The organism is Paracoccus sp. S4493 (assembly GCF_000967735.1).
In the GTDB taxonomy this organism is placed as follows: domain Bacteria; phylum Pseudomonadota; class Alphaproteobacteria; order Rhodobacterales; family Rhodobacteraceae; genus Paracoccus; species Paracoccus marcusii.
Window position 1 is genome coordinate 1 of the sequence record NZ_JXYF01000221.1, and the last position, 3290, is coordinate 3290.

A 3290-nucleotide genomic window follows, 5' to 3' on the forward strand; every position below is an offset into this window, starting at 1 on the left:
CCCTTCGATCTGCGATCTTCGGGAAGGAAATTGCCAAACACTACCCGCATTCTGCCCCCCCCACATTCCCTTTTTCGACGCCTACGGCATCGAGGGATTGTTTTTGAGGGGGTCAGAGGGTAGTGTTTGAGTTGCAGGATATGTCCAATGTTAACCAAAATTGCATTTTGGAGCCATTTGTGTGAAACCTCTTGAGCGCCGGAACCGCATTCGGACCCTTCTTTCGCAGGGTCATTCAGCCGCGAAAATCGCGCAGCAGCTTGGCGTTGCGCCATCGACGGTCTACCGGATCAAAAGCGGCCAGGGCGCTATCATTGGAGACCGCGCCGCCTACGTGACCGTCGGAGCGAAGGTGACGACCCATGAGAAGGCTGGCCTAGACAGGCTTGTTCGGGAGAATGTCGCGTCGAGCAGGGCCGCTCTTTTGCGCAAAATGACACGAGCAGTCGGCGGTTTTTACGATTCTAGCCCTGCCGAAGAACAGTTTCTTGCAGAAGCCATGAGGCACCTGACTGCTCTGGGCGGTAATTTTAACCAGATCGCAGCGGCTTTGTCGGTGTCTGTAAAGAAGACCGGGAGTGCAAATCCGTCTCTGGAGCAGATTGAACGCATCCGCCAAGCGAACGACGAGGTGGAAAATCTCAAGAAGGTCGTTGGGGCCATGCTTCACAACATGCAGGTGAAGGCTGCAACCCTGCACGGCAGACTGTCTGCTGACGAGGCGGGTGATACCCTCGATGAGTAAACATCACTCTGCAATCGAACAGGTTATGGGCCGACTGTTCGACAGGGAGCAGTCGAGCCGCAACGGATCGCCATGGCGCAAAGGCGGCGGGTCTTCGGGCGGCAAGTCTTCGAGAGGGAAGGGGCTTTCTGTCAGCCGCATGAGCCGGGTCGGCGCACGCCACGGTCAGGCCATTTTTAAGCTCGTTCGAACGGGTGGCGTCGACAGCAAAAGCGGACTGAAGGGCCAGCTCAATTACATTTTCCGCGACGACAAGGTTGCCAATGTCATTGATCCGAGCGGCATTCTTAGGGCGCACGATGAGCCAACAAACAAGCAAATCAACAGGCTTGTAGACAGCCTTTCCGATAACTGGTGGGCGAATACCCGGAACGGTCAGACATCGCACATGATCCTCAGTTTTCCGGAGGGTACGTCAATCAAGGACGTGACAGAGATCGTCCGCGATATATGCGCCGAGAAATTTGAAGATGGTGATGCGCGTTTCAAGTATGTCGCGGCCATTCATGACGACCAGGAACACCACCCCCACGCCCATATCGTCTTGAACCGCCGAGGTAGCGACAACAGCCTGTTCAACATGCGGCGCGGGACCGATTACAGCTACGAGGCATTCCGTGAAGCAATGGCGGAACATGCCGAACGGCGCGGTATCATGCTCGATCCGACTTCGCGCTTTGAGCGCGGGATTACCGATCGCCAGCCGACGCAAACCGAGCAGTGGAATGCAAGCCGGGAAGGCCGCGCACCGCAGCAGCGGCCCCGGACTGGGACAGATCTCTTGTATGCGCAAGAGCAAGTGAATTTTGCCAAAATTGGTTACGAAGCAATGGCTGTTATTGCTGCCAACGCAGACTGTCAGCGCCTTAAGAACGCATACGAGGGCGTTGCGAACATGCTTATGTCGAACAAAGGAGATTACAAAATGCCCGCCCTTAGTGCCGATGAGCTAGAGAAATTTGATCAGTACGCGTCTCTTTTGAACGACGCACTTGCAAGGTCGCAGGAGGTTCTTCTGACGAAGGATGCGATTCAACGTGTTCCTTACGAAAAGCAGCTTTCAGAAAACATGGCAGCATTCACCGCGCTGAGCCCTGATGCGGGATATGCCAAAGGTTTGCACGAAGACCCGCGCGGAATGTCGATCTACATGCACAAGGCCGATGGAAATGACTTCACCTGGTCGAAAGCAGCGGAGCGGATTGAGGAATACACCCGAGACACAGGGTTGAGTGCCGAAGCGATTACGACACGCCTGCAGGCAGGGGCAGGGAGCTTGTACCTTGAACAGATGTGGATGCAGGATGATCTACGTCAGGTCGCAAAAGCTGCCGATCTAAGCCTGTCCGACCCGGAGCAGCGTCAGCAGGCGATTGCCGAGCTGACAAACGTCTACCAAGAAATCCGAGAGGATCTTCAGGCTCACTACGACATACGACCAGTGCCTCAGCTAGAACGCGATTATCTCGACGCTAGCGGGCGTCCTACGTTGACGGCCGCAGAACGCGACAGCATCGAACACCAGTTCAGCCGCACCGATTTTAGCTATGGCTATTCTGATGACAGCGAAGTGCGGAGTAGGGGACAGGAGCAGGTTGAGGCTGCGCAAACCCGCTTCACCGAATTTGCGCAGCAGTCGCGCGAACACGCAGTTTTCGCATCTGCTCTTTGGGACAGATCAACCGATGTTGTCATGCCCCCGGAAGGGTACGTGCCTGCGAATGAGCGTGATGCCGCATTGGAAGCCCGCAGCCTCGACGCAGTGGCGGTCACTGACGCCGAACGTCAGGACATTGAAATGTCGTTCCAGCGTCAGGAATGGGATGCTGCGGAAAGGTATAGCAACGACACAGAGGCATATGAGAAAGCCAGCAATGAGTTGGATGCCTTCAAGCCGCAGGTTTCAGAGTTCGCCGAGAAGTCGCCAGCCCACGCAACATTGGCGTCTGAAATGTGGGATCGTTACGCCAGGGACAGAACCCCGTTCGTAGGCTACTTGGCCGAGGACGAGCGGGAACGTGAGGGGCCGGAACAGCGTGCGGCTGCGGTAGACGCATTTGCCGACCTCAGGGCAAAGAGTGGCAGCGACTACTCGCTGACAGACAGCGCCGAGGAACACCAGGAAGTCATTCGCCTGCTGAAAGAGAACACCACCGAGGCTCAGTACGACCGTTTCCGCCGCGGCGATCTAGGCGCCATCGACCACATCACCAAAGATCAGGTGTTTGGCCGACAGCTCATGGTGCAGGCGGAAATGAACAACCGTAGCACCGGCTTTGTCATGTCGCATGAAACCGAGCGGCTTATGTCGGATCACCGGGACTATCTCAAAGAGACTTTTGACAAAGATCGCGACCGCAGCAACGAGTACGAAAGGTAGCAGACATGCAACGTCAACTTGCCTCTGGGCTATTTTTCACGATGGGCGGGGTAATCCTCGCCTATATCTTTGCAACGCTGTGGGTCGATCACAACCTATTTGGGACCATAGGTTACGACTATCTCATCATGAATGCGTTCGATCTTAACCCACATTCCCCAAGTA

At 55.6% G+C, this 3290-nt stretch carries 2 protein-coding genes; both read left to right on the forward strand.

The features are described 5' to 3' along the window. The first annotated feature begins 181 nt into the window (after window positions 1–181). Window positions 182–745 carry a helix-turn-helix domain-containing protein gene (locus tag TW83_RS16495; protein WP_162198077.1) on the forward strand — a complete coding sequence of 188 codons (564 nt, stop codon included), beginning with the start codon at window positions 182–184 and terminating at the stop codon, window positions 743–745. Continuing rightward, window positions 738–3125 (forward strand): relaxase/mobilization nuclease domain-containing protein, encoded by a 2388-nt coding sequence (locus TW83_RS16500; protein ID WP_084697641.1) that lies wholly within the window; start codon window positions 738–740, stop codon window positions 3123–3125. Before TW83_RS16495 ends, TW83_RS16500 begins: the two co-directional genes overlap by 8 nt. The last annotated feature ends 165 nt before the right edge of the window (window positions 3126–3290 follow it).